Raw genomic sequence first — 26,834 nt, forward strand, 5'->3', positions numbered from 1 at the left:
AAAGTTCCTTAACCTGCTTTATAGTTCATTTATAATGAACAAAAATAATTAAATCGTTTCATTTGATCCATCGCTCTTTTTTTCAAAGAAATCAATCGGTATTACCCGTTTGATATTACGCTTGGCTTTTGTTTAGTTTTCAAAGAACAATCTCTTAATCTACTGTTTTTTTATGACAGCAACCTTCATATTATATCATGTTTAAAAACTGTTGTCAATACTTTTTTTTAATTTCGTATCATTGTTTCTCAACAGCAACTATTAAATTATATCAAATCCAAAAGTTATTGTCAATACTTTTTTAAAATTTTATATCACTGACTTTTAACAGCAACTTTCAAATTATATCAAACTCAAAAGTCATTGTCAATATGTTTTTTAAATTCTTATTACCGTTTCACAACAGCAACTTTTAAAGTATAACTCTATTAAACAATCATGTCAACATCTTTTCAGTGTTTTTAATTGTTCAATGAAGCGACGTTTAATAATATACCATGTTATTTTATATGAGTCAATACTTTTTTTCGTGAAATAAACGTAAGGTCTTTAACTAACCTTACTATTTAAAGTCCCTGTTGTTTTAACCAAGTAAGAGACAATGTCACCCAGTCTTTAACAGCCTCATTGATATGACGATCATCTTTAGCTGTTAGCTCATTAGCTAAAGAGAGGCCGTGTACGCCTTTTTCAAAGATATGACTTTCAAATGGAATATTATTTTTATCTAATGAAGAAATAAATTGTATTGAATTTGATACTGGGACAACTCGATCATTTGAAGTATGCCAAATAAATGTTGGTGGTGTATGTATGGAAACATGTTTACTTGCATCATATTCATCTAATTTCTGTTCTAAACTTATTTCCTGTCCAAACAATTGAATGTATTTATTCCCTTTTACTTCGTCACCCGGCCATCCACTTGTTAAGTTTATCACGGGATAGCATAAAAGAAGAGCGCTAGGTTTTCTTTCTTCAGATGGACTGAATACTTTTTCAGACAACCAATCTTCATGCCACTTTGTTCCGTATGTTGCTACAAGATGACCTCCTGCAGAGAAACCACATAAAATGATTTTATTCTTATCAATAAACCAATCATCCGCGTTTTTATAAAGAAGACGGGTAACTTTCGCCAGTTCGATAAGTGGTTGTGGAAATAGAGGCGATTTGTCTCTAATACAGGTATATCGCAAAACAAAAGTATGGTAACCTTCTGCTGCAAAGCGTATCGCAATAGGCTCTGCTTCGCGGTCTGAAGTAAAATCGTACCCCCCTCCTGGACAAATAATGATAGCGGGTCGTTTTTCATTGACTTTAAACTCATTTGAGTTATCTAATAAGTAACAGGTTAAGATTTTTTGATCATGATCTAATGCCATGTTAAAAACTCTCATCTTATATGTCCCTCCATCAACATTCATCGTTTACCTACTTTAGATAAAAGTATACTATCAGTAAAAAAGATATGTCGAAAAGAAACAACGACATATCTTTCTTCTTAATAAATAGGTGTGTTATTAGCACTTATATTTTCTAAACGTTCTTTTACTCTAGCAAGGAAGTGCCCTGCTACGAGACCATCGAGTACGCGGTGATCAATCGATAGACAAAGATTCACCATATCACGAATACCAATCATATTATCTATAACAACTGGTCGTTTTACAATCGATTCAACAGAAAGAATCGCAGCTTGTGGATAGTTAATAATCGGTTGAGATTGGATAGAACCAAATGAACCTGTATTATTAATCGTAAAGGTACCACCTTGCATATCTTGATTGGTTAGTTTATTTTCTCTTGCTTTATGGGCTAGGCCTACCACTTCCCTTGCAATACCTTTAATACTTTTTTCATCCGCATGTTGAATAACCGGAACATATAAAGCATCTTCAGAAGCAACAGCTAGTGATATATTGATATCTTTCTTTTCAATGATGTTATCTCCTGTCCATGTCGCATTCATTCGAGGGAATTCCTTTAGTGATTCTACAACGGCTTTGATGAAGAATGGTAAGTACGTGAGATTATATCCCTCTTTTTTCTTAAATTCATTTTTTAAAGTATTACGGTAGTTGACCAAGTTGGTTACGTCTACTTCAATCATCGTCCAAGCATGTGGGATTTCATGCTTACTTCTTAACATATTATGTGCGATGGCCTTGCGGACCCCTGAAATAGGAATGACATGATCTCCGGGATTTGCCTCTTGATCCTCTTTTTTTGCTTGAGTTTCCTCACTCAATGTTTGAGTATTCGATTGTATATTTACTAAAGAATCTTGACTTGTTGGGGCCGGTGGTTCTTGTCCTTTTTCAATAAGATTCAAGATATCTTTTCGTGTAATTCTACCGCCTTTTCCAGAACCATTCACACGAGATAAGTCAATATCATGTTCTTGTGACAGTTTGAGAACAGCGGGTGAATAACGTTTCTTCATCGATCTTTGTGAGTCAACTTCTCCCTCTGCCTGATTTGATTTCTGTTGTTCTGGTTGTGCCGGTTTAATCGAATCCGTTGGTACATCTAACTCTACAGTACACATGAGTGCTCCAACAGCCAAGGTGTCTCCTTCACTTGCTGCTATATTCTTTATTTTCCCAGAAAAAGAGGATGGTATTTCTGTGTTCACTTTATCAGTCATCACTTCTGCAATGGGATCATATTTTTTGATTTTATCGCCAATATTAACGAGCCATTTGCTTATCGTCCCCTCTGTGACACTTTCACCGAGTTGAGGCATCGTAATTTGCTGTTCACTCACCTTCATCACCTCTTTCTAGTATTCCGCTAACTCACGAATTGCTTTTTCTATTTTATCAGGGTTAATCATGAAGAACTTCTCCATTGGTGGCGCATATGGCATAGAAGGAACATCAGGACCTGCCAATCGAGCTATTGGGGCGTCAAGTTCAAATAAGCAATGTTCACCGATGATAGCCGCGACTTCTCCAATCACACTACCTTCTTTATTATCTTCTGTTACGAGTAAAACTTTCCCTGTTTTAGAAGCTGCATCGATAATGGCTTGTTGATCTAAAGGGTATACCGTTCTTAAATCAAGAATATGGGTTGTTATTCCTTCTTTTTCTAATTTGTCTGCTGCTTCTATGGCAAAGTGAACAGCTAGGCCATAGGTGATCACTGTTACATCTTCACCTTGACGTTTCACTTCTGCTTTACCGATAGGAAGTGTATAGTCTTCTTCTGGAACTTCACCTTTTATTAATCGGTAGGCACGTTTATGTTCTAAGAAAAGCACAGGATCGTTGTCACGGATTGCTGCCTTTAATAAACCTTTTGCATCATAAGGAGTTGAAGGCATCACAATTTTTAGACCAGGTGTTCCTGAAAAAAGCCCTTCTAATGATTGAGAATGATAAAGGGCACCGTGTACGCCTCCACCATATGGTGCTCGTATCGTCATTGGGACCGACCAATCATTATTAGAACGATAGCGTGTCTTCGCTGCTTCCGATACAATTTGATTTACAGCAGGTAAAATAAAATCTACAAACTGAATTTCAGCTACGGGTCGAGTTCCATACATCGCTGCCCCAATACCTACACCAACAATAGCAGACTCAGCTAAAGGGGTATCGATCACACGATTTTCACCAAATTTATCATATAATCCTTTTGTCGCAAGAAATACTCCGCCTTTTACTCCGACATCTTCTCCCAATACAAAAACATTCTCATCTCGTTCCATTTCTTCATGAAGAGCAAGATTAATAGCATCGATATAAGACATAACAGCCATATTATATCTCTCCTTTTTCATCGTAAACATATTGAAGAGTTGATTCAGGTTCAGCAAAAGGTGCTGCATCAGCATAATCTGTTGCATCATCAACAAGATGTTTTATTTTTTCTTCTAAAGCGGCTTCAATATCTTCTGTAAGGATATTTGCCTCACGTAAGTAAGCAGCGAAAGTTAGAACTCCATCTTTTTTCTTTGCTTCAGATACTTCATCTTTTGTCCGATAGGTCGTATCGTCGTCATCACTAGAATGTGGAGTTAAACGATAACAGATTGCCTCAATTAACGAAGGTCCTTCACCTTTTCGTCCTCGATCAGCCGCGTATTTAACTGCCTCATAGACACTAAGTGGATCATTACCATCGACCGTTTTTCCGTACATGCCATAACCGATAGCCCGATCAGATACCTTTTCACAAGCAAGTTGTTTTGAAGTAGGTACGGAAATGGCATATTTATTATTTTCACAAAAAAAGATGACAGGAAGCTTTTGAACTCCCGCGAAATTCGCTGCCTCATGAAAGTCTCCTTGGTTTGAACTTCCTTCGCCAAAAGTCACAAGACTAATCGCTGAATCGCCTTTCATTCTAGCACCAAGAGTAATTCCAACTGCATGAGCCACCTGTGTGGTTACAGGCGATGAATGTGTTAATATTCGATTTTTTTTCTGACCGTAATGCCCTGGCATTTGCCTTCCACCAGAACTTGGATCCTCAGATTTAGCAAAAACATTAAGCATGACTTCTCTCGAGGTCATACCGAATGCTAAAACCAATGCCAAATCTCGATAATAAGCCCCTATGTAATCTTTTTCTCTATCTAAGGCAAAAGCCGCTCCAACTTGTGCAGCTTCTTGTCCTTGACATGAAACAACAAATGGAATTTTACCTGATCGATTTAAAAGCCACATCCGTTCATCAATTCGTCGTGCTAAAAGCATCGTTTCATACATTTTTAATACTGTGGTGTCGTCTAAACCTAATTTTTGATGCCGAGTTACCATAAATATTGAACCTCCCATAAAGTATGTCAATCAAATAAGTTTCAAGTAAAAATTTAAAAATAAGTAATCACTTTTGGGATCATTTCCCCTACCAGAAATTATTTCACTTTATATAAACTTGAAAAACAAATTATATTTTTAGATCTTTTTACAATCGTTAAAAGTGAATGGCTTTCCCATCAACAGCAAGCCCTGCCTCACCGAATATCTCTGATAATGTGGGATGTGGATGAATCGTTTCAGATATTTCCCACGGCGAGGCATCTAAAATTTTCGCGAGTGCTGCTTCCGAAATCAAGTCCGTGACATGAGGCCCAATCATATGGACACCCAAAATATCATCTGTCTCTTTATCTGCAATCATTTTCACAAACCCGTCTGATTCCCCGTAGACTAGAGCTTTACCGATCGCTGCAAAAGGAATTTTTCCGATTTTAATGTTGAATTGACTTTCGGCTTCACTCTCAGTTAAACCAATGGATGCAATCTCTGGACGTGTATAAATGCATTTTGGAACGAGTAAATGATCGAGTTCATTTACATCTTGGCCTGCAATATGTTCAACGGCCTTAATACCTTCATGGGAGGCAACATGAGCAAGTTGGAGTCCACCAATCACATCGCCAATGGCATAAATATGGCCCTCTTTTGTTTGATAATGATGGTTAGTTTGGATATAACCATGATCAAGTTCAATCGATGTATTACTCAACCCAATATCTTCAGTATTTGGCGAGCGACCAACTGATAGCAGAATTTTATCTGCCTGGTAGGTGACAACTTGATGGTTAACTTCTGCATCTATAGAAACCCCATCACTCACGTTTAACGTGTCGGCTTTTACTTTTGCAGATGTGATAATCTTTACACCTTTTTTCTTTAGTTGATGCTCAAGTTCCTTCGAAATGTCGCGATCTTCTGTTGGAACAAGGCCATCTGCATATTCTAATATTGTTACTTCAGATCCAAAATCTGAGAATAACGAGGCCCATTCGACTCCAATGACGCCGCCTCCAACAATAATGATGCTTTTAGGACAACTTTTGAGGTGGACAGCATCGTCCGATGTAAGAATGTTCTTTCCGTCTGGGACGAGACCTGGCAAAGTTTTTGGCCTTGAACCGGTTGCTATAATGACATTTTGTGGAATAAGAATTTCATTGTCCCGTTCATCGGTATATTCCACAGATATTGCTCCCGCTATTGGAGAAAAGATGGATGGACCTAATATTCGTCCATAGCCATTATAAAAATCAATTTTCCCCTTTTTTATTAAACTTTTGACGCCCTGATGCAATTTATCTACAATTTTATTCTTTCTCTCATACACTTTTAAGTAATCAAATGAGACACTTTCATGTCCCTGTATTCCATATTCTTCGCCATTTTTAATCGTTGCGTATACTTCTGCACTTCGTAACAATGCTTTCGTTGGTATACAGCCTCGATGTAAACACGTACCGCCAAGTTCTTCAGCTTCGATAATCGCCGTCTTTAATCCTAATTGGCTTGCACGGATGGCAGCAACATACCCACCAGTACCGCCTCCTAATAGGACCAGGTCATAATTTTTGGCCATAAAAATAGAACACTCCTATCTCAAAAGAGAATGCTAATACTATAATATAGTATTTTATTCGTATATGTATTTACGTCTAAGCCTTGAAACCATATTTTAGATTAAAAATTTCATGATCTCGTGTTAAAAACTTCTTAACCCATTTTAGCTTATTTTTAATTAACTTACAAATCATAGCTATATAGATTGAAGTTATTGTTTAGTTATGCATGGAAAGGTTAAACATGATAAGATGTTGGGTATCAAAAAATATATATATCCTTTTTTCGGAGTGATACAATGACTATTATTAAAGCATTTGAGTGGGTAAAAAACATCACGTTTTACGATGGGGCGATCGCTCTTATTATTTTTGTGTTATTTTTTATATTGAGAAAACTATTTTCAAAATATTTCTTGAAACTATTAACAAAAATTATTGGACACATGAATCATAAAGTAGATAGAACATTTATCATATCTTTCCAAAGGCCCATCCAATTTTTCTTGGCAGTAACTGGTCTCTATTTTGCTTTAATGTACTTACCATTACCAAGAGAGTGGAAACACGTCTTTTCACTTCTATATAGATCCACCATTATTTTTTGTATTGGATGGGGATTTTATGTTTTTTCGAATATGCTTAGTTATCTATTTGGAGAAATGGGCAATCGATTAGATTTAAAATTTAATGAAATTGTAATTCCTTTCTTCGCCAAAATCATTAAATTTCTAGTGATTGTTTTAACAGCCGCAGCCATACTAGGTCTTTGGGGATATCAACTTGGTGGATTAATTACGGGACTCGGAATAGGTGGATTAGCGGTGGCATTAGCTGCAAAAGACACCTTGAGCAATTTATTTGGTGGACTCGTCATTATCACGGAAAGTCCTTTTACTTTAGGAGATACCATTCAATCAGGAACAATCATAGGGACCGTTGAAGACATCAACTTTAGATCAACAAAAATACGAACGCCAGAACAAGCATTGGTTACTGTACCAAATTCAACACTTGCTTCCCAAGCTATTATTAATACATCAAGAATGGAGAAAAAACGCAATCAATTTGATGTGCTCATTGCGATTGATACCCCTCTTGAAAAAGTGACAAGGGCAATTGATCTAATTAGAGACATGCTAGATCATCGAGACGACCTTGATAAAGCCAGTAATGCCGTATATTTTACCGAATTCACAACACACGGTTATAAACTAAACGTCACATTCTTTACATTAACAACTGATGTAAATGAAGCTTCACGAATACGAGAAGCCTGTAATATAGCCATTCTCGATATTTTAGAATCGGAAAATGTAAAACTTAGCATTCCTTTGCAACGAATCATGAATAATGGTGATCCTCTTAGGATAGAGGATCCAATGAATAGCCGGACAAGTGAACAAAAAAGAAATCAGACACGATCACAATGATCGGTCTGATTTTTTATAACGGTCATACTTTTAGGGAAATATTCTGCATGACAAAACCGCTTTCTGGTAAGGTTGGTATTTTTACTAGGCTAAAACTTAGATCCTGAGCAGGTATGTCAAACTCGATCTTGTTGACGAGAAAATCAAGACTTGCTTTCATCACTTCTATGGTAGTCCCTTCTCCAGGACAACGATGTCCAGTGGATGGATCTCCTCCGCCTTGGGGGATAAAATCAAATGGTCCCACATTCCTATCTTTAAACCGTTCTGGGTGAAACTCATTTGGGTTGTCCCATAATCTTGGATCATGATTTGTTCCATATATATCGAGAAAGACTAACATGCCTTCTTTGAAAGCACAGTCCTTCCAAATAAAATCTTTTTTTACTTTTGCACCTAAAAAAGGGGCGAATGGGTAATAACGCCTCACTTCCTGTATGAACATGTCAAGATCTTGAGGATTTCCTGACTTCAAGATTTCTTTATATTCGGGGTGGTCTTTTAATGCTAAAGCTGTAAACGTAATGAAAGTTGAAATAGCAACAATGGGTCGTATCACATTAATCAATTCGATGGCTGCCATATGGGGATCAAACTTGTTTCCTTCTTCATCTTGATACGTCGCCATGGTATAGAGTGCAGAATCTTCCTCTACCTTCTCAGTGCCCTTTCGAACATCTTCTATCATAGATTGTATCCAATTTTCAGCTCGATTTCTTGCCATTCTTCCTTTCCAGTGCTGCGGTCCCACTGCACCTAAAGCATAAACCATGGATATAAAGTCATCGGCTCTTTCCTTTACTTCTGATTCATGAAGCTTAACTCCAGCCCAATGACAGGCTACACGGCACAGCGTCTTTTTAGCTTCTTCAAAGAGAACGATCTTATCTAGATTAACCCATTTTTTCGACGATTCGATCCACTGGTTCATAACAAGTTCAGCTAAGCGTTTTTGATGGAAAGGTGTCATCAATGACAAAAACACCTGTTTTCGATGGTGGTGTACACGACCATCTGTTGTTTGGATGGCATTCACTCCAAATAGTGTTTTTTGTATTCTTTTTAACACGGCTCCCTGTCTTTGGAATTTATCAGTATCATAAAATAGTTTAGCAGCTTCACTCCCACCCATACAAATGACCTTTTGGCCCAATACATGTGTTTCAAATATATCAGATTGATATTCTTCAATCCGATTTCTAATAAATAGATAGCCCTCTCGCATTAATGCGACTGTATTATCCAGGGTTTTGTCCTCTGGAACTTGCTCATTCATTGTCATTTCAATCCTGCCCCTTTATTTCGATTCCTAGCGTCTTCTTTAATATGTTTAGAAAGCGTCAAAAATATAACGACTATTTTATTTATAATGGAACTAACTGATTCTAGTGCCCAAATAAAGCGGGACAAAGTCCCACATCTTTTCGCTTGAATAATGTATAATGACTATTTTATCAAACGGGAGGAAAAGAGATGTATTCTGAACCATATGAAAGACAACAACGCCTTGGATGGCATGAGACAATGGAAATACATGAATTAGTGGCTTTTCAATCAGTTGGTCTAATGAAATTAAAGAGAACGTATTCAGACATAAGAGATCCTGTGCTAAAAAGCTTATATAAACAAACTATAGGCAGCATGAGTAAAAACATTAACGAGCTTCTTCGTTTTTATCCCATGGCACCCCACCCACAACGTGAAGAGAGAGCCCTTCCAGACGATTTGGCTTTTTATTCAGGAGATTTGCTTGCTTTAGCAAAAACCTCTGTACGAAATTATGCTATTGCCATTACAGAAACGGCAACGCCATCATTAAGAAATGTTCTCACACGCCAGTTACTCGGAGCCATCGAAACACATGCCAAAGTATATAAATATATGTACGAAAGAGGCTTCTATCCTTCCTATGATTTAAATCGGTTACTTCAAAATGATATGAACCTTGCTAAAAAAGCCCTCTCTTTTCCATATTAAAAATCTGAACAAACTGAAAGGCCCCTCTCCAAAAAGGGGGCCTTTTACTTTCATATTCACAACCATTTAACCAAACGAAATATTAGCTACCTGTTTTAACCATTTTTGAAGATGATGCTATACTAATATCCATAATCCAAGTTGACTCAATCAACTTACTGCTGATCCAGATTTACTTTGCACATCACCTAATTGGAGTTGATACATTTTGTGATACAAACCTTCTAGTTTTAATAATTCTTGATGTGTTCCGCGTTCCACGATTTCGCCTTGGTGTAAGACAAGAATTTGATCTGCATCTTGTATGGTAGACAGGCGGTGAGCGATGGCGATGGTCGTTCTCCCTTTACGCATTTTTCGCAAGGCTTCTTGAATCGCTTCTTCAGTCTCCGTATCAACACTGGCTGTTGCTTCATCAAGAACAAGAATTTTAGGGTCAATCGCCATCGTTCTTGCAAAAGATAGGAGTTGTCTTTGACCACTAGAAAATGTAGCCCCTCGCTCCCCAATAGGTTCATGATATTTTCCTGGAAGTTTATCAATGAATTGATCCGCTTGAACAAATTTGGCCGCTTCCATCACTTGCTCTTCAGATATACTTGTTTTGCCTAGCCTGATGTTTTCCATTACATCACTGGCGAAAAGAAAAGAATCCTGCAAGACAAGACCGCATTTGGCACGTAACTCTTCATCTGAAAAAGTTTTTAACGGCTCCCCATCAATATAAATTCCGCCATGTTCAATCGAATAAAAACGCATTAATAAATTAATGATAGAGCTTTTCCCGCTCCCCGTATGCCCAACTAAGGCAACCGTTTCACCAGGTTTTGCTTCAAAGGATATATTTTTTAAAACATCCTTCTTGCCATCATATGAAAAAGTAACATCGCGAAATTCAACAAGACCTTCAGTAATTTTCGGATCACTCGTGCCTTCTTTCACTGGTGCCAAACGCTTGTCATCTAATAAGCCGAATACCCTCTCAGCAGAAACCACTGCTTGTTGAAAGCGTGTAAGTTGAAACATGACAGAGTTAATCGGATCAAAAAAACGATCTAAATAATTTACAAAAGCATACAGCACTCCGATTTTCACTACGCTGTCAAAGGATTGAATTCCAAAGAAACTAAGCATTATCATGACGGCAATTAAGTAAAACGAATAAACAGCAGGGCGAACTAAGAAACTGATTAAACGAATATTTTTCATCTGTGATCTTAAGTACTGTGAACTGATCGTACCGAATTCATTTCTTAAACGTTTTTGCTGACGCATTGCTTGAATCATGTTCATGCCTTGAAGTGATTCGCTTAATTTAGCATTCATTTGACTCACTTTCTCCCGTGTAACCCGAAAAACTTTCGCACTAAAGTGACGATATGTTTGCATTAATAAGAATATTAACGGCATGAGAAGCAAACAAAAACTAGCTAATCTTACATCTAAGATAAACATCCCAATAAAGATACCTATTAGAGAAATCGTACTTTGGATAAAAGTCGAAAGAACACTCACATATAAATCCTTTATTCCTTCTGTATCATTGGTTATTCTTGATACAATACTTCCTCCTGGTGTTTGATCGAAAAATTCCAAACCAAGCTGCTGAACTTTCCCAAAAACATCCATTCTTAGCTTTTGGATGATCTTAAGTGCGATTCCTTGAAATGAAATAAGTTGAAAATAGTTTAATACGACTGAAATCATATAAACCAAAATAAATGAAACGGCAAGTACGGTTAAGGGCTGCCAAGAAAAGTTACGTGGCGTTAAATAATTATCGATAAAAATTTTCATTAAAATAGGACCAAGTACATCAGATGCCGTGGCGATACAAAGCATAATAAAAGCATACGTCAGGGCTTTTTTATGTGGTTTCATATAACTTGCTAACCTGGAAACCACTTTTTTCTTTGATAAATTCTCTTTTGTATAAGGCGTACTCATGAGATTTTCCCTCCTTCCTCTACAAGAGATTCTAGTTGCTGATTCTGATACATCTCCGCATACCATCCCTTATCTTTCATAAGTTCTTCATGTGTCCCTCGTTCAACTATTTTTCCATCTTCGAGTACAAGAATTAAATCCGCATGCTCTATAGCACTTAACCTGTGGGCAGAAATGAACGTCGTCTTATTTTTACGATTTTCTTTAAGATTGGTTAGAATAGCTTCTTCTGTCTGAGCATCAACTGCCGATAACGAATCATCTAAAATCAGAATTTCTGGATCAATGATGAGTGCCCGCGCGATCGATATTCTCTGTTTTTGACCTCCAGACAAAGTGACTCCACGCTCGCCAACTAAGGTGTCATACCCTTCTTCAAAACGTATAATATCAGCATGGATATGGGCCAATTTAGCTGCGTGTTCAATTTCTTCTTTGGAGGCACCTGGTTTAGCAAAAGCTATATTTTCTCCAATTGTAGCCGAAAATAAGAAATGATCCTGTGGGACATAACCGATTGCCCCTCGAAGAGCCGACAATGTCATGTCATAAATGGATCTCCCGCCTATCGTAATGTCTCCCTCACGACAATCGAATTCGCGAATCATCGCTTTCAGAAGGGTTGTTTTTCCGCTGCCTGTTTTCCCTACTACACCTAACGTTTGACCTTGTTTAATCGTAAATCGGATATCTTTAAGAGCAGGTGACTCACTTTCTTGATATACGAATTGATGAATATGGTATGTAACTTCACCTGAAGGAACATTTTTTGATGCACCCGCTCGGTCGACTATATCAGGTTGAATGGCAAGAAGCTTAACGATACGGTCATATGACGCACTTCCCCGTTCCACAATATTAAATAGAAATCCAAAAGCCAGCATGGGCCAAACTAATTGTCCTAAATACAACGTGAAACTTGTTAACCCCCCAATGGTCATAGAACCATGAACCACAAACATGGAACCAAACGTTAGAGCAAGAAAGTAACAAATGACAACAACAAACGTAATGGTTGGATCAAACAACGCATCCACCTTCGCTACGGCAAAGTTTTTCTTTACTACGTCATCTGATTCTAGTTTAAAAATATCCTTTTGAACCTCTTGCTGTCCAAACGCTTTAATGACACGGGTACCAGAAATGCTTTCTTGAACTTTATCATTTAAATTTGAAAAAGCTTCCTGAGCCTTATGAAATCGTTTATGAAGCAAGGAACCATAATAACGGGTCATAATTCCAATAATCGGCATCGGAATAAGAGCAATAATCGTCAATTTCCAACTAATTAAAGATGCCATGGAGATAATGACCAGAGCACCCATCACTAGCGAATCAACTAACGTAAAAACGCCATCTCCAGCTGCATCCTCGACTGCTGTTACATCATTTGTTGCATGTGCCATTAAATCTCCAATTCTACTATTATGATAGAAATTAGGTGACAATTTTGTAAAATGAGCATAGAGACGATCTCTCATTAATTTTGATAACCTAAGCGATGCCCCAAATATAAACTGTCGCCATATAAAACTGACAATATAATACATGACACCAATTACCGCGAGTAAAACTAACCATTTGATAAGCTGAATAGGTGTTAGTGTTCTCGTTCTTATATCATCAACGATGACACCGATGAGGTAAGGTGGAATCATGGCAAGTAAACTCGACAGGCATAAAGTGATAATCCCGCCAATATATCGCCATTTTTCTTTCTTAAAAAACCACCACAAATCCAAAAAAATTCGCAAAATAACTCCCCCCTTGAAGGCTTAACGCAAAAAAGCCATAGGAGCAACCCCCCATGGCAATAAAATCCAGTCTGTGTTTAATACAGACTAAATCTGTTAATTCATCCGCTGTAGGAGATGCGTATCATGTAACATGTATATATGTTCCTTGGTAAAGATTGGAAAACCTTTAATCATGATACACACCTCCTTCGTTTTTAGCATGATTCAAGTATACAAATATTTCTAAAATTAGTAAAGTTCATTTCCAAAAAAATATGAAACTTTTATTTTTTTCTAATTTTAATCCGAATTAATGGCAAGTACTGAGCCCCACCTCAAGCTAATGAGTGTAAACAAGGATTCCTAGCTGAGAAATAACTGTTCGCATGATCCCGAAGTTCAGCCTTTCAATCAGTGGGGGATAAAGACCTCACTGATTGAAGTATCCCGTTCTACACTTTACACTTTGAGTTAAAAACTTTTTTTACGCCTTTATTTCGGTATAATAGGAGAAGTAACGAAAGGAGATTTTTATGAAATCACTTATTTTAGCCGAAAAACCAAGTGTTGCCCGGGAAATTGCAAGGGTACTTGGATCAACTAAAAAAAGTAAACACTATATAGAAGGTGATCGTTATATTGTCACGTGGGCTCTTGGGCATCTAATGGAATTAAAAATGCCAGAAGACTACGATAGCGGGTATAAAACCTGGAAGATGGAAGACCTACCCATTATCCCGAATCACATGGGTATCAAACCTATAAAAAATACAAGACATCAGTTTCATGCTATTCAACAACTAGCCAACCGTTCGGATATTAAAGACTTCATTATCGCGACAGATGCAGGGCGAGAAGGAGAACTTGTAGCCAGATGGATCCTTGAAAAAATAAAATGGAAGAAACCCATTCAGCGTCTTTGGATCTCATCGCAAACAGACCGTGCCATTCGCGATGGTTTTCGTCATCTAAAACCATCAAAAGATTATCACCATCTCTATCAATCTGCCGTTTGCCGAGCAAAGGCAGACTGGCTCATTGGATTAAATGTCTCTAGAGCATTGACAACAAAGTATCATGATTCCTTATCTGCAGGACGTGTTCAAACACCCACTCTATCCCTTATACACGAGCGTGAAAAGGACATTAAATCGTTTAAACCTGAACCTTATTGGACTATTTACGCTAAAATTGGTGAGACTAAACCCGTTTATAAAAAGAATCAAAATCAACGTATCTTTAAAGAGCAAGACGTTAAAAATATCCTTTCAAAAACAAAAAACCAGTCTGCAATAATAAAGGACATTACGAGAAAAACAAAAACAGATCACCAACCGCTTCCGTATGATTTAACTGAATTACAGAGAGACGCAAATAGGCGATTTGGATTTTCCGCTAAAAAAACGTCGAATGTTTTACAAAACTTATACGAACGCCATAAGCTTGTTACTTATCCACGTACCGATTCACGGTACTTATCACAGGATATGAAACAAACGATGCTGGATCGCTTAAAAGCCATTTCAAGTGCATTCCAACAAGAAGTGCAACCGGTTTTGAAAAACAAAGGAAAAGTCTTTGCGAAATCTGTTTTTAATGATGCAAAGGTAACGGATCACCACGCGATCATTCCGACCGAACAACCGGTATATTTCAATGATTTAAATTCAGACGAACAAAAACTCTATCGGATCATTGCTTTACGCTTTTTAGCTCTCTTCTATCCATCTTATAAATATGAGGTTATACAGGTTCATTTAGAAATCGCAGGAGAACCATTTCAACTTCAAGAAAAGCAGGTTATAGACGACGGCTTCAAAAAAATAGAAAACACAAGACAAGAAAGTTTATCTCCTTCATTTGATCAATGGATTATAGGAAAAACACTTTCTGTTAAAGAGGTCCATGCAGAAAGAAAAATGACCGAACCTCCCCTTCGATTTTCAGAAGCTGATCTCTTAACCAAAATGGAGAAATATAATTTGGGAACACCCGCCACACGGGCTGAAATTATCGAAAGATTGCTCTCTCAAGAGACAATTGAAAGAACAAATGGCCGATTGTTTGTGACACCAAAAGGAAAACAATTGATTGACCTCGTACACCCATCATTAAAATCACCTGATTTGACAGCCGAATGGGAGAGAAAATTAGAAAGCATTGCCCAAGGAAAAGAAAATCCAGATAGTTTCTTAAATGGTATCGTTAATCAAACAAAACAACTGATCCACGATATTAAACAAAGTGATCAAAAGTATAAATTACACAATTTGACCGGGTCAAAATGTCCTGAATGTGGTTCGCTCATGAAAGAAATCAAAGGAAAAAATGGTAAGATCCTTGTTTGCGCAAATCATGAATGCGGGCATAGAAAGCATAAAGGCCCGAAATTATCTAATCGGCGCTGCCCACATTGTCATAAAAAAATGGAATTTCATAAAGGTAAAGCCGGTGCCTATTTTCAATGCAAACCATGTAATATCGTTCAAAAAGCCGACGAAAAGAAAAAGAAAGTTTCTAAGCGTGAAGAACGACAACTTTTAAACAAATACAGTCAGAAAAACAACACCCCCGTTGGTAATAGTCTCGCTGATGCTTTAAAACAAGCTTTAGAGGATAAAAATTAGGATTTTTGAAAGCCACAAGGATCATCATATAAGATTCTTGTGGCTTTTTAATATGATTCTATTCAATTCATTCCTTCATATATTCTTTCACTTCATCATCATTCGCTCGTCGATACCATTTTTTCGCTTGGCTGGTCGCTATTGGAATGGCTCTCGCCTCCTCATAACCCTCGTCTAGCATGGCATTGGCTATTTCAATCGCTTTTTTTCGAACAGGGGTATCAAAATTTTTAAATGAATTAGGGTAATTATTCATCGTCCAAGGCATTATCCAACCTCCTAAAACAATATATTAAGAATTTCCCTAACGTATCGTTTCTTAAACTTTATCGTTCATAACTGGAGTTGATGCCGATACTTTTGTTGTAGAACACGATTATCTTGATGCCTGGGCATGAACAGATTTGGCTTTATAAGTAGAAGTCGTCCTCTTACCGATGTCCTCTAAGTTTAGGTTCTTTGTTTTCGGTCCAAAGAAACCGATTGAACAGGCCACAATGAGCATTGACCCAGACATAAACGTAAAGACCCCCGTAATACCTGCGTGCTCTAAAAGAAAAGCAATCATGACACCGGAAAATACTGAACTTAAACGACCACAGCTAGCGGTAAACCCAACACCTGTTGCACGTAAACGTGTTGGATATAATTCAGCTTGATAGGAATGGAAAAGTGAACTGAACCAATTATTTAATAACGTCACAAGGATTCCCATCACTATGATCCAAACCGGTATACGCATCATGGCAAAAACACTACCCGCAATGGCTACGCTGAGTGATACCACAACGATCAGATGCTTTCTTTCAAACCGGTCGGATGTATACATAGCAATAATCGCACCAACTGGATTAACCAATGCGATAATTGACGTGAAAAGGAGTGAATGAACGAGTGTAATTCCTTCATGGACAAGAAATGTTGGAACCCATGATGCAAATCCATAAAAACCAATGGTCTGAAAAAAGTTAAAAACAACCATCATGATGGTTCTTGAACGATACGGTTTTTGCCATATTTCTTTAAAATTTCCTTTTGAACTTTCAACTGATGTACTGTTCTCAATTGGTGGAAGTTCTCCATTTTCCTTTTTTACAAATCCTTCAATTTGAGTCATAACCTGATTAGCCTCGTCTATGTAGCCTTTCTTTTCTAGCCAACGGGCCGATTCTGGTAAACCCATACGAATCCACCAAACAACAATCGAGCCTGATGCACCAATGAGAACGACCCAGCGCCATCCATCGATGAGAAAATGGGTAGATACAAGAAAATAGGTTAAAAAAGTTACCACAGGAACAGCCAGAAACGAAATGAATTGTCCAAAAGCAATGTAAAATCCTCTTGCTGATTTCGGTGTCATTTCACTAACATACGTATCTGCAATAACAAGCTGAGCGCCAATTCCGATTCCAGCACATAATCGGAAAATATCTAACGTGATAGCGGAGTTGCTGAAAGCCATAAAAATCGTAAATACAGAGTAGATTAACATTGAATAAACAAAAACAGGTCTTCTTCCAAGACGATCTCCTAATCGACCAAATATCGTTGTGCCAAAAAACATGCCTAAAAAACCAGCACTTACAAAATAAGCCAACCCAGTCATCGTTAATAATTTTTCATGGATAAGGGCTGCTCCAATCACACCAACTAAAAATATATCATAATACTCAAAAAATCCCCCTAATGATATACGTGCAACGAGTCGTAAAAAGTAATTTGATTTAGGGATTCGATTCATACGATCTGCTATAAACGATTCATTTGATTGATAAGACATTAAACTTCACCCTTCATATTTTTCTATTTATATAATTTTTTTACAAACAAAAGTTAGAGAATACCTCATTTAATCATTACCATTATTAATTATTAGGAACTATTTGAATACAACAGATCCACATCTCCCTTATCTCGAATTGACTATATTAAACTTAATAAAAATATAAAAAGATCGACCGTCTCTTATAAATAAAGAGACGATCGATCTATTAAACAACCGCGTTACCACTCTTGTTGATTCTAAAATGAATCCACCTCAAGGCACATATAACGTGCGACCCTGTAACGCAGGTTAGACGGTTAACTTTTTCCAATAGATGACTAGGTTAATCAGCTACCACTCGGAAGGCGAGTTCAGAGCTTCATGTGACTGTTTTTCACCAAACAACAGTTCTCTTAGCACGATGATTGTCTCCTACTACTTCTCGTCATTGTGTTTTTGTTCTTCTTTTGTGTGTATGAATATTACACCTATAAATCTTACCTGTCAACCATAAATTTATAATTTTCTAATTTAATTTTATGCTTTATTATTTCAAAAAGATAAGATAACTAGTTTATGAATAAAATATGTTTGTTATTCATTTTCTTTAGTATAATTAAGATATGGTTAAGAAAATGGGAGTTGAAATTATGTCTATAGCAAGAAATGAGTTTGAATTTAAAAGTTTGAAACTGAGAGAAAACGAAACAATTGAAGCAAGGTTAGCCTCTTCGTACCACATGCACCTTGTTAATCACAATGTTCCCTATCATGGTAGTTTCACTTTAACGAATCAGCGTATCATTTTTTTCTCATCCCTCGTTACCCCCTACTATCAATTTATCGATTTTGAAAACATTGAATTTGGTATGTTAAGAATCAAGCCTGAAAACTCCACTCAAGATCTCATTGTTTCTTCTCATGGAGAAAAACATTACTTCGAATTTTTTCATACTACTTCACTCGTCTCTATGATCACGAATTTAAAAAACCACATTCAAATAATCGATTAATCCCATCATAAAATGTGACAGGAAGGCTTCTCCTGTCACTAACATTAGTTGGGTTTTTGTATCCTTTTTTGGTAGGTTTTATTTACAAAGGCAAAAAAATACTCATCCATCACATTGTCAAAAGGTACAAGAAATATCAATTCGTTAGTTGTATTAACAGACTGATATACCTTGTATTTGTCATTTTAACAATCTAAGGATGAGAAAAATAATTAAATATGGGGGTAGAGAGCATTGTTAACTTTGAGTCATTCAATGACGACCTCAAAAATCTTCTGATATTGTAAGACTCCTGCACATGAATCCACAAAATCTAATACTCTATATATAAATATTAACATATCATGAGCGAAAAAAAATTGGGAAAATTGCAGTATTACTATCAAAATATCACGGGAATGTATGTTCTATTTTCCTAAAGGAACTTAAATCCTACGAAGCTACCACACTATTTAATTCGGTTCGCTAAATGCGTTTTGCCTAAAAACTGATTGAACACTTCAGCTAGTATCAGTCCTAAACCAATAGCTCCCGAGAACAAAAAGGTTTGGGTGGCAAATTGTATCGCGTTATTATAATCATTTTCGACAAAATGGCGCATGGCATCATAGGCAAGTCCCCCTGGTACAAGTGGAATAATACCTGAAACACTAAAAATAATAATCGGTGTTTTGAATTTTTTTGCGAAAATATGACTAATAACTCCAATAACAAGGGATGCGGTGACAATTGCGATTAACGAATTCACATGATATTCAATCAAAAAATAATAGAGTAGCCATCCCACCATACCAACAATGCCACCATGAATTAAACGGTTCCTCTCGATATTAAACAAGATTCCAAAACCACCCGTTGCGATGAGACTAGTCACAAGTTGTTGAATGAACGAAAGTATAATAATCTCTCACCTCTTCCTAAATTGTCAGCTATATTTCTTGTTCATTTATTTGACTCATTGGTTTGCATTTGCCATTCACCTTATGACTAAAAAATACTAAAGACTATTGCTACGCCGACACCCATAGCTAGTGCCGTTAACATCGATTCAGCGCCCTTTGACAAACCAGATACCAAATCTCCTGCCATCAAATCTCGCACGGCATTTGTGATTAATACACCTGGCACAAGCGGCATTAATGAAGAGATGATAATGACATCAAGCCCCGTGCCATAGTGATTAGCGACTAAGAAAAAAGCGACAACAGCGATGACAAACGAAGAGAACATCTCACTTAGAAAACGAATTTTTATCATAGCATGAGTATATAAGTTGATGGCATACCCGAAGCCTCCTGACAACATGGCTGGAATAAAGTCCTTCCATGTTCCATTAAACATTATAAGGAAACAACCACTTATGATAGAAGCTGAAAGAACATGAAGCCATATAGGATAGGTGTCTGTATTTTCTTCAATATTTTTTAATTTTTCGTACGCTTCATTAACGGATAGTTGGCCGTCAGAGATTACTCTAGATAGACTATTAACTAAGGTCACTTTGTATAAATCAGTCCCGCGATCTTTAATCCGATATAGTCTTGTCGTGTTAATGCCTTCAATTGAAAAGATAATCCCAGTTGGTGTAACAAAACTATTTGCATCGGGATAATGGAAACTTGCAGCGATCCGATTCATCGTATCTTCAACGCGATAGGTTTCCGCTCCATTTTGCAACATGATTTTACCTGCAAGCATACATACTTTTGCGATATCTTGTTTTAATTCTGACTGTTGTACGTCCATCATGTCTCTCTCTCCAGAAAAAAATTTCCTCCAAAATTTATATAAAAAGATTACTACAAGTACCCTTTTGATCAAATTAGGACGATTTTTATATGTCTCATCCGAGTCTACCTATTCATCTTCTGAAATGATCAGTTTCTATCGTCCTTCAAATAAGTATCAGTTTACATATTCTAACGAATGTGAACGATAATATCAATGTATTTTCAATACTTTTCCCCTATCTCTATATTACCTCATGTTCATAACGCTTCCTTTTGGGGAATAACTTGGATATTTAATAGCCTCAATCGCTATCTCATCAAAAAAACGTCCATAGAAATGGACGTTTTCATATCTTCAAATATGTTGATTTCTAATTAATTGTGGCTCATTTTTCTGTATCTGGACGACATTTGAGCAAGTACTGGGTTTTTGTTCACATGCTTTTTGCAAGGCACAAGTGGCACATCGACCTTGTTTGCTCTTTTTAATAAACCGAGATATTGTCCAAGCAGCATAACCAAAAATAAGAATCCCGAAAATATAACTAAATAGCATCAACATTCACTCCTTTTGTGAATCGTTCAAAATGGAATTAAAATCCCATTAGACGACCTCCTTGATAAATCACAAGAGAAACTATATAAGCCAAAACAACACAATACGTCACCGTAAACCAAGTTAACTTTCGAGTTCCAACTTCTTTATAAATTGCAGGAACCGTGGATAAGCAAGGAATATATAATAAAGAAAACACCATGAAAGTATAGGCTTGAAGTGGTGTAAATGCCTGACTAATAACACCCGTTAATGTTCCGCTATGAGGAGCATGATAAACGATACTCATCGTTGATACAACGGCTTCTTTAGCAAGAAATCCGCTGACTAAAGCAGTTGCCGCCTGCCAAGTACCAAATCCGAGTGGTGCAACAAGAGGAGCAATATAACCACAAACGAGGGCTAGAAAGCTATGATCAATATCGACATTTAAGCCATGTGGCCCTGCATATGATAATAACCAAATCACCACTGTCCCACCAAGAATAAAGGTCGTTGCTTTTTTTACAAACCCTTTCGACTTATCCCATGTACTTCTGAACAGTGTTTTTGCATTAGGAATGCGATATGGAGGCAACTCGACAACAAAAACAGAATGTTCATGTTTAAAGAAAAGGGAAAAAATCTTGGCCATAACAAGAGCAAGTAGAATGCCAAGAACATACAACGAGAGTACAACGAGAGCCTGGTACTTTGCAAAAAAGGCGCCAGCAAATAAACTATAAACTGCAAGTCTAGCTGAACATGACATTAGCGGCGTAATTAAAACGGTTATTAGACGCTCTTTAGGTTGCTCAATGGATCTTGCCGCCATGATTCCAGGAATATTACACCCAAAACCGATAACTAGGGGAATAAAGGATTTCCCATTTAACCCCGCCGCTTGCATGATTCGATCCATAACAAGGGCAACACGGGCCATGTAACCAGAATCCTCAATGAGAGAAATAAAGAAAAATAGCACAATCATCTGAGGAACAAACACAATAACCCCACCCACACCTGCAACAAGACCATTTAAAACTAAGGCTCGTATAAACGGGGTTGCATGCACAACTTGCAGTCCCTGACCTATCCACCCACTTAAAGGCCCAGAAAAGAAACCATCCAACCAATCAGAAACAGGTGTTCCAATCCAATTGAACGTCATGTGAAAAATAAAATACATAATGCCTAAAAAAATTGGAATCCCTAAAAATTTATTTGTTACGATACTATCTATAGAATCTGTAAATGTAAGGTCACTCTTCTTTTCTCTTGTAATGACTTTTGACAATATATCATCAATAATATGTTTTCTTTTCGAATAAATGGTGCGAACTAGAGAACACTTTTCGACTTCTTCAATATGTTTATCAAGCTCTTGGATGATTCGTTGTATTCTTTCTATATCTATCCCTTTATTGATTTTAATATGATCAAGAACAACGCGATTTCCTTGTAACAATTGCAAGGCTAACCAGCGATGATTGAGTTGTTCTTCATGCAATAAATCACTTATATTTTCAATTGCTTTTTCAATTTTTTCTCCGTAATCAATTGTAAAGTGTGATACGTGTTGGTTTTTCAGTGAGAAATAGTTGAGGATGTCATGACATCCTTTGCCCGTTCGTGCAACAATGGGAAGCACAGGGACATTTAATTCTTCACTTAATTGATTAACATCAATGGCGATTCCCCGTGATTTTGCCACATCCACCATATTTAAACCAATAACTAACGGTTTTCCAAATTCAAGAAGTTGAACAGTGAGATGTAAGTTTCTAGAAAGCTGAGAAGCATCAACAATATTTAAAGCAGATGTAAAACGATTCTCTAACAAATACTGACTTGCAATTCCTTCGTCCTTAGAAATCGGATTTAGTGCATAAACTCCAGGCAAATCAATTAATTGGCCCATCTGTTTTTTTAATGTCCCAACTTTTTTATCAACAGTAACCCCAGTCCAGTTACCAACATATTCATATGAACCTGTTAGTTCATTGAAGAGTGATGTTTTTCCTGTATTCGGATTTCCAAGTAATGCCACTTCCATTAGGTTCGCACCACCTGTATTTCTTTTGCTTCGTTTCGTCTTAAGCCAATGCATTGCCCACATACTTCAAGCATGCAAGGACCTCCAAAGGGTAGAGCACATTTATAACAAACTTCTTCTCCTTCAGTTACACCTAAGTCAAGCAATCTCCGTTGGACAAGTTTTGTTGTTCTAGATAAATTTAATATGGTCGCTTTTTCACCTTTTTTTAATTCTGTTAGGATCATGTCGTTCCTCCTATCGTACAAGCTATGAAAATGATAATTATTCTCAAGTACAATTATAAATGTTAATTAGGCAGAAGACAATATGTATTTTTCGAATTTTTAGTGAAGAACTTATTACAAACTAAGATTAAGTGTCTAAATATCTGTAAATAACGCTATTTAGTTAAAAAGATGCTAGAAAAAAATACCCTAGCATCTTTAAACTCTAATTATACATTTGTTATAATTTTATCCAATAAGCATATTCGTTTGCTTCCTCGGCTGATAAGAATGATCACGTTCTGTATCTTGTTCAACTTTATTTAAAGGTTGACCTGATGTCTCTGCAATAATTTCATTAATATCCTTTTTGGTTTTTAGAATACGTTGAGCTATTTCAATATCCGTAGGAAAGCTCGTTTACCTCATTACCTTGAGGTGGGGGAAGACTCGCCGTTTATGCGGAATAAATGTGAAATTATAAATAAAGACATATATGCCATTTTACATCACATAAATGGCATATATGTCAAAGGTACTATACATTCATTTGATGAACCTATTGAATCAAATTTCGTACCAAGATAGACTATCATCTAATTGATTTAGAGAGTTGCTAACGCATCTTCTATAATTGAAAATCCTTCATTAAGTTGGTCATTTGTTATGACTAATGGCGTCAAGAATCGAATTATATTTCCTTTAATCCCTGCGTTTAAAAGTAATAGTCCATTTTCATTAGCATACTTAACGATGGCACTTGTTTTCGCTTTGTCAGGTTTGCGAGTTGCACGGTCTTCAACGATTTCGATAGCCGCCATCGCGCCGAGTCTTCTTACATCACCAATAAATTCATATTGCTCTTGCCATTTCAGTGCTTGTTTTTCAATTAACGCACCAATTTCTTCAGACCTTTCATTTAGCTTTTCTTCTACTAAAATATCGAGTACGGCTAATGCTGCGACGCATCCGAGAGGACTCCCACAGTATGTCCCACCAAGTTCACCTGGATTACAAGCATCAACATATTCTTTCTTTCCGATAACACCACTAAGCGGGAATCCTGCTGCAAGTGATTTTGAAATCGTCATTAAATCAGGTACGACATCGAAATGTTCAATGGCAAAAGTTTTTCCTGTTCTAGCAAACCCAGTCTGAATTTCATCAGCAACAAATAAAATACCATGCTTTGTACAGAAATCTCGTACATATTGAACAAACCGTTTTGAAGGAATAATGAAACCACCTTCACCTTGAACAGGCTCCATCACAACACAAGCCACAGATTCAGGGGATACAACACCCACAAAAAAGGCTTCAAATTGTTCGATCACAAATTCATCGTATTCGTCATCTGTCATGCCTTTTGGTTTTTGGTAATAATAAGGGAACGGTGCTTTATAAGTTTCTGGGCTGAATGGGCCAAAGCCTGTTTTATATGGATTGACTTTAGCCGTCATTCCCATCGTTAAATTGGTTCGACCATGAAAGGCACGGTCAAATGTGACCACCGCTTGTCTTCCTGTATACCGGCGAGCTATTTTTACAGCATTTTCAACCGCTTCTGCACCTGAATTTAATAAAATGACTTGTTTTTCATCATCACCAGGAGCTAATTCACATAATTTTTCAGCAAGTTCAATATAGGATGGATACATTATGACATTGAATCCAGGATGAATATAGTCATCTAACTGTTTTTTTACTGCCTCTACAACTTTTGGATGAGAGTGGCCCACATTCAAAGTTCCAATTGCACCCGCAAAATCAATATACCGCTTGCCATCCAAATCTGTCACAATAGCTCCTTTTGCTTTTGCTGCTAAACGGCGATTCCCATTCCCAACGCCTCTAGCGACATAACGATCACGTTTGTCTTGAAGTTCTTCTGTTTTTGATGTTTTTACTAAATTTTCTGTCATTCGAAATCAGCTCCCTTTCATCATTCTCTGTATTTTCATATTGCCTTATTTTTGATATGATGAAAAGTATCAATTTTCAATTTTTTTAGGTACCAGAGGGTGATCATATGCTAACGATTCGTTTGGATACGTCAAAGAAAAAAGTACCTCTATATCGTCAAATTTACGAACAAATCAAGACTAAAATTTTAGAACATCACTACTTGCCCCATCAACAATTACCATCTAAACGTGACTTGGCTAAAGAATTGAGTGTGAGTGTTAACTCAGTCAATAATGCCTATCAACAGTTATTAGAAGAAGGCTATATTTATTCAAAAGAACGTAGTGGATTTTACATTGAGCAAATTGATTCATTCAATCAACAAGTCATGTCAAAGCCGCTTCATCAGGACCTTCTTGAAAAGGATGAAAAGCCTTTGAACCATTGGATATCCTTTTCACATATGGCGACCGATACGATGCAATTCCCATTTGATCGTTGGGTTCATTGTGAACAAAGAGTGATTAAACATTCACGTGAACAAATGAATAATATTAAGCATCCCCAAGGCCTATATTCTGTTCGGGAGAGCATTTGCAGACTTATCTCTCTAACCCGAGGTGTAAAATGCTTTCCAGAACAAATCGTTCTTGGCGCCGGAACACACTTTCTCATGCAAATGTTTATTCGCTTAATACCAGAGAATTCAACAGTCTCTATGGAAGATCCAGGTTATAATCGCATCTATACCTTTCTGAAAAATGAACAAGTTAATGTCCAAACCTTTGGTCTTGATGATAAAGGGGCATCGATAAGTGATATTCGCCGACTCAACCCCAATGTCGTATATATTACGCCCTCTCATCAATTCCCTACTGGGCGATTAATGCCCATTGCAAGGCGCGTCCAGCTATTAAATTGGGCGATGGAATCCAATTTTCGCTATATACTAGAAGATGATTATGATAGTGAATTTAAGTACGAAAGTGACACAATTCCTGCCCTGCAAAGTTTGGATACCTTTGAGAAAGTCATCTATATGGGTTGTTTTTCAAAATCTTTAATGCCTGGGCTTCGAGTGAGTTATATGATCCTCCCCCAGCATCTCTTATATGTTTTCCGCAAAAAGTATGCTGATTTTTTTCAAAGCTGTAGTGTGTTAACACAATTAACATTGCAAGAATTTATTGATTCTGGTGAATATCAAAAGCATATTAAACGCATGAAACAACTTTATCAAGAACGAAGAGAAATGCTTATGCTCGCTTTGGAAACACGTTTTGGTGACAAAATGAAGATTGAGGGGGCTAATGCGGGTTTACACTTTAGGATAACATTTGAGACAGAACGAACGACTGAACATATTTTAAAACGGGCGAAAGAAGAGAAAATAGAGCTTTATAGCATGAACCCCTTTTATTTAACGAATCCAGAATCAAATCAAGGGCCCTCATTTGTTCTTGGATTTGCTAAATTGCCTAAGGAACATATTGACGAAGGAGTCAATCGATTATATCGTGCCATTTACGGATAGGAACTTAACGATAATAAAAATCGGTCAATGATCATG

Annotated in this window: 21 protein-coding genes, 1 pseudogene and 1 other annotated feature; of the genes and pseudogenes, 5 read left to right on the top strand and 17 right to left on the bottom strand. The window is 37.0% G+C overall.

Annotated elements, in window-relative coordinates; translation table 11 throughout:
* Nucleotides 1–566: 566 nt before the first annotated feature.
* From GMB86_RS13695 to lpdA, 5 genes are all read right to left on the bottom strand, one after another.
* Nucleotides 567–1,400, bottom strand: coding sequence for an alpha/beta hydrolase (locus GMB86_RS13695; RefSeq protein ID WP_196220237.1), 834 nt, complete (start codon nt 1,398–1,400; stop codon nt 567–569).
* A 104-nt stretch (nt 1,401–1,504) separates the two neighbouring features.
* Nucleotides 1,505–2,770, bottom strand: coding sequence for a dihydrolipoamide acetyltransferase family protein (locus GMB86_RS13700; protein WP_329602941.1), 1,266 nt, complete (start codon nt 2,768–2,770; stop codon nt 1,505–1,507).
* 15 nt (nt 2,771–2,785) lie between these two features.
* On the bottom strand, nt 2,786–3,769 hold the full coding sequence (locus GMB86_RS13705) for an alpha-ketoacid dehydrogenase subunit beta (RefSeq protein WP_155220855.1): 984 nt from the start codon (nt 3,767–3,769) through the stop codon (nt 2,786–2,788).
* 1 nt (nt 3,770) lies between these two features.
* On the bottom strand, nt 3,771–4,772 hold the full coding sequence (locus GMB86_RS13710) for a thiamine pyrophosphate-dependent dehydrogenase E1 component subunit alpha (RefSeq protein ID WP_155220857.1): 1,002 nt from the start codon (nt 4,770–4,772) through the stop codon (nt 3,771–3,773).
* A gap of 157 nt (nt 4,773–4,929) precedes the next feature.
* The gene (lpdA, locus tag GMB86_RS13715) at nt 4,930–6,351 is read right to left on the bottom strand and encodes a dihydrolipoyl dehydrogenase (RefSeq protein WP_155220859.1); all 1,422 of its coding nucleotides are present in this window, start codon (nt 6,349–6,351) and stop codon (nt 4,930–4,932) included.
* Nucleotides 6,352–6,630: 279 nt separating this feature from the next.
* On the opposite strand from lpdA, the gene GMB86_RS13720 reads away from it, so the two are divergent.
* Nucleotides 6,631–7,764, top strand: a complete 1,134-nt coding sequence (locus tag GMB86_RS13720; RefSeq protein WP_155220860.1) for a mechanosensitive ion channel family protein — start codon at nt 6,631–6,633, stop codon at nt 7,762–7,764.
* Between the two features lie 22 nt (nt 7,765–7,786).
* On the opposite strand, the gene GMB86_RS13725 is transcribed toward GMB86_RS13720, so the two are convergent.
* Entirely contained in the window at nt 7,787–9,040 is a 1,254-nt protein-coding gene (locus tag GMB86_RS13725; protein WP_155220904.1) for a cytochrome P450, read from the bottom strand.
* Nucleotides 9,041–9,237: 197 nt separating this feature from the next.
* Here GMB86_RS13725 and GMB86_RS13730 point away from each other — a divergent pair, with 197 nt between their 5' ends.
* The gene (locus GMB86_RS13730) at nt 9,238–9,741 is read left to right on the top strand and encodes a spore coat protein (protein ID WP_155220861.1); all 504 of its coding nucleotides are present in this window, start codon (nt 9,238–9,240) and stop codon (nt 9,739–9,741) included.
* Between the two features lie 150 nt (nt 9,742–9,891).
* Here the strand turns inward: GMB86_RS13730 and GMB86_RS13735 are convergent, their stop codons facing one another.
* Nucleotides 9,892–11,688, bottom strand: a complete 1,797-nt coding sequence (locus tag GMB86_RS13735; protein WP_155220862.1) for an ABC transporter ATP-binding protein — start codon at nt 11,686–11,688, stop codon at nt 9,892–9,894.
* On the bottom strand, nt 11,685–13,442 hold the full coding sequence (locus tag GMB86_RS13740) for an ABC transporter transmembrane domain-containing protein (RefSeq protein WP_155220863.1): 1,758 nt from the start codon (nt 13,440–13,442) through the stop codon (nt 11,685–11,687). Before GMB86_RS13740 ends, GMB86_RS13735 begins: the two co-directional genes overlap by 4 nt.
* A gap of 515 nt (nt 13,443–13,957) precedes the next feature.
* Between GMB86_RS13740 and GMB86_RS13745 the strand changes: the two genes are divergently transcribed.
* Nucleotides 13,958–16,051, top strand: coding sequence for a DNA topoisomerase III (locus GMB86_RS13745; RefSeq protein WP_155220865.1), 2,094 nt, complete (start codon nt 13,958–13,960; stop codon nt 16,049–16,051).
* A 76-nt stretch (nt 16,052–16,127) separates the two neighbouring features.
* Here GMB86_RS13745 and GMB86_RS13750 read toward each other — a convergent pair.
* Nucleotides 16,128–16,319 (bottom strand): annotated as a pseudogene (locus GMB86_RS13750) (DUF2188 domain-containing protein); the annotation flags it as partial.
* Nucleotides 16,320–16,427: 108 nt separating this feature from the next.
* On the bottom strand, nt 16,428–17,834 hold the full coding sequence (locus GMB86_RS13755) for an MFS transporter (RefSeq protein ID WP_155220867.1): 1,407 nt from the start codon (nt 17,832–17,834) through the stop codon (nt 16,428–16,430).
* A 192-nt stretch (nt 17,835–18,026) separates the two neighbouring features.
* Nucleotides 18,027–18,277, bottom strand: a binding site (T-box leader).
* Between the two features lie 192 nt (nt 18,278–18,469).
* Between GMB86_RS13755 and GMB86_RS13760 the strand changes: the two genes are divergently transcribed.
* Nucleotides 18,470–18,832, top strand: a complete 363-nt coding sequence (locus GMB86_RS13760; RefSeq protein WP_196220238.1) for a GRAM domain-containing protein — start codon at nt 18,470–18,472, stop codon at nt 18,830–18,832.
* A 448-nt stretch (nt 18,833–19,280) separates the two neighbouring features.
* Here the strand turns inward: GMB86_RS13760 and GMB86_RS13765 are convergent, their stop codons facing one another.
* From GMB86_RS13765 to gabT, 7 genes are all read right to left on the bottom strand, one after another.
* Nucleotides 19,281–19,736, bottom strand: coding sequence for a threonine/serine exporter family protein (locus GMB86_RS13765; protein WP_329602946.1), 456 nt, complete (start codon nt 19,734–19,736; stop codon nt 19,281–19,283).
* 83 nt (nt 19,737–19,819) lie between these two features.
* Nucleotides 19,820–20,578, bottom strand: coding sequence for a threonine/serine exporter family protein (locus tag GMB86_RS13770; RefSeq protein WP_155220905.1), 759 nt, complete (start codon nt 20,576–20,578; stop codon nt 19,820–19,822).
* Nucleotides 20,579–20,917: 339 nt separating this feature from the next.
* A complete protein-coding gene (locus GMB86_RS13775) occupies nt 20,918–21,118 on the bottom strand; it encodes a FeoB-associated Cys-rich membrane protein (RefSeq protein ID WP_196220239.1) in 201 nt (66 codons plus the stop codon).
* Between the two features lie 37 nt (nt 21,119–21,155).
* Entirely contained in the window at nt 21,156–23,153 is a 1,998-nt protein-coding gene (gene feoB / locus GMB86_RS13780; protein ID WP_155220876.1) for a ferrous iron transport protein B, read from the bottom strand.
* Nucleotides 23,153–23,380: a FeoA family protein gene (locus GMB86_RS13785; RefSeq protein WP_155220880.1), complete on the bottom strand. Its 228-nt coding sequence runs from the start codon at nt 23,378–23,380 to the stop codon at nt 23,153–23,155. The genes feoB and GMB86_RS13785 overlap by 1 nt, the downstream gene beginning before the upstream one ends.
* 228 nt (nt 23,381–23,608) lie before the next feature.
* Nucleotides 23,609–23,761, bottom strand: a complete 153-nt coding sequence (locus tag GMB86_RS16120; protein ID WP_408033843.1) for an ATP-dependent Clp protease proteolytic subunit — start codon at nt 23,759–23,761, stop codon at nt 23,609–23,611.
* A gap of 203 nt (nt 23,762–23,964) precedes the next feature.
* Nucleotides 23,965–25,281, bottom strand: a complete 1,317-nt coding sequence (gene gabT / locus GMB86_RS13795; protein WP_155220883.1) for a 4-aminobutyrate--2-oxoglutarate transaminase — start codon at nt 25,279–25,281, stop codon at nt 23,965–23,967.
* A 107-nt stretch (nt 25,282–25,388) separates the two neighbouring features.
* Between gabT and gabR the strand changes: the two genes are divergently transcribed.
* Complete coding sequence (gene gabR, locus GMB86_RS13800; RefSeq protein WP_155220885.1) at nt 25,389–26,798, top strand: MocR-like transcriptional regulator GabR; 1,410 nt, start codon at nt 25,389–25,391, stop codon at nt 26,796–26,798.
* Nucleotides 26,799–26,834 lie beyond the last annotated feature (36 nt).

The sequence above is a fragment of the Terrilactibacillus tamarindi genome (assembly GCF_009718825.1).
Lineage (GTDB): Bacteria > Bacillota > Bacilli > Bacillales > Sporolactobacillaceae > Terrilactibacillus > Terrilactibacillus tamarindi.